Annotated in this window: 1 protein-coding gene; it reads right to left on the bottom strand. The window is 68.3% G+C overall.

From position 1 onward, the window contains the following. Positions 1–162: 162 nt before the first annotated feature. Positions 163–1,710, bottom strand: coding sequence for an undecaprenyl-phosphate galactose phosphotransferase WbaP (gene wbaP / locus EB084_24775; GenBank protein ID NDD31479.1), 1,548 nt, complete (start codon positions 1,708–1,710; stop codon positions 163–165). Positions 1,711–1,740: the final 30 nt, after the last annotated feature.

The raw sequence follows: 1,740 nt of genomic DNA, 5'->3' as shown, positions 1-1,740 counted from the left end.
TGGCGCCAACCACCTCGCGCGCGTAGCGCTGCACACCCGTGACGCGCTGCGTCAGGAAGCGGCCGTTCACAGCCAGCGCGCGCAGGCGCTCGAGTCGCAGCGGAGCCTCCCCCGCGGCGGGGTCGCCGTCGACCCTTCGGGCGGGTGCGGGAGAGGGCGGCATCAATAGGCCCCCTTGCGCGCCAGGACCACCCAGATCGTCTTCCAGATGATCACGAGATCGAGCCAGAGCGACCAGTTGCGCACATAATGGACATCCATGCGGATGCGGGTCTCGAAGGGAACCTCGCTGCGACCGCTCACCTGCCACAGACCGGTGAGACCGGGCGGCGTGATGAGAATCGTGCGCAGCACGCGGTCAGGGTCTGGCCCCATGTCGTCGATCTCCGAAGGCATGTAGGGGCGCGGTCCGACGAGGCTCATGTCGCCGCGCAGGATGTTCCACAGCTGGGGGAGCTCATCGATGCTCGTACGGCGCAGGAGCGCGCCCACGCGAGTGACCCGGGGATCGTGACCGCGCAGCTTGCGATAGGTCTCGTACTCGGCAACATGCTCCGGATGGGCCTCGAGGTACTGCTGCAGGCGGGCGTCGGCGTCGCGGTGCATGGTGCGGAACTTGAAGCACTGGAAGCCGTATCCCGGGCCGACGCGGCGCTGCGAGAAGAAGACCGGGCCGCCGGTCTCGAGCGCGATGAAAAGGGCGGTGAGCGCCAGGAGCGGCGAGAGGATGATGAGGGCGACAAGGGCGGCCGCCCGATCGAAGGCGACCTTGAGCGCGATGTTCCAGGGCTTGCGAAGGTTGTAGTTGAGCGAGATGATGGGCACCTGCGACACCATCTCGATCTCGGTGCCGGCAAGACCGAAGCCCAGCACGTCCGGCACCAGGCGCACGCTCTCGGTGCAGGCCTCGCAGAGGCTGACCACGCGCTGCAGCTGATCGCGGCTGATGGCCGACAGCGCCACCAGCACGTCGGAGCTGCGCGTGCGCTCGAGCTGCTCGGGCAGGGCGTCGAGCGGACCGAGAACCGCGTGGCCGCCGAAGGGCGTGCCCACGCCCTTGTCGTCGTCGAGGAACCCGGTGACGTCGTAGCCGAGGAACGGGTCTCGTGCGAGGTTGTGCGACAGCAGCTCGGCCGTGGGCGTCGCCCCCAGGATCAGAATGCGCTTGCGCCAGAGGCCGAGCCGGTAGAGCGAGGCCTTCACGATGTAGCGGGTGGTGGGCGCGAGCGCGAGCAGCAGCAGCGTCATGACCGCGATGGTGGTGCGCGAGACGAGGGTCGACGCGCGGGTGACGGTGAGGGCCGCCAGGAAGAAGCCCGTCGCCAGGAAGATGGCGATGTAGAGATGGCGCACCTCGACCCAGAAAGGTCGGCGACGCACGTAGAGCCCTTCGCGCACGTAGAAGACGAGATAGATGAGAGAGACCCACGACAGGCGGGCGTAGTCTCCCAGGGTCAGCGCCGCCTCATCGAGGCGCGAGATGTACCGTGGCAGCACGTGGATGCGCACGAGGTGGGCCAGGAGGAAGGCCAGTGCAAGCGCGAGAGCGTCGGCGCCGATGAAGGCGCACACCTGCACGGCCTTGCTGGCGAGCCGACGAACCGAGTCTCGGCCGCGCACGGCCGAAACGGGAAAGGGGGTGGCCTCTGACGCAGACGCGGTCGTCTCGACGGCACCCTCGCGGCCCTCTGCTGTTGCGCTCTGGTTCACGGCCTTCCTCGTGTCTCGCCTCGAAGCGGA

Source organism: Pseudomonadota bacterium (assembly GCA_010028905.1).
Classification (GTDB): domain Bacteria; phylum Vulcanimicrobiota; class Xenobia; order RGZZ01; family RGZZ01; genus RGZZ01.
The sequence above is the reverse complement of the archived record's forward strand: the minus strand, read 5'-3'. Positions and strand labels throughout refer to the sequence as shown.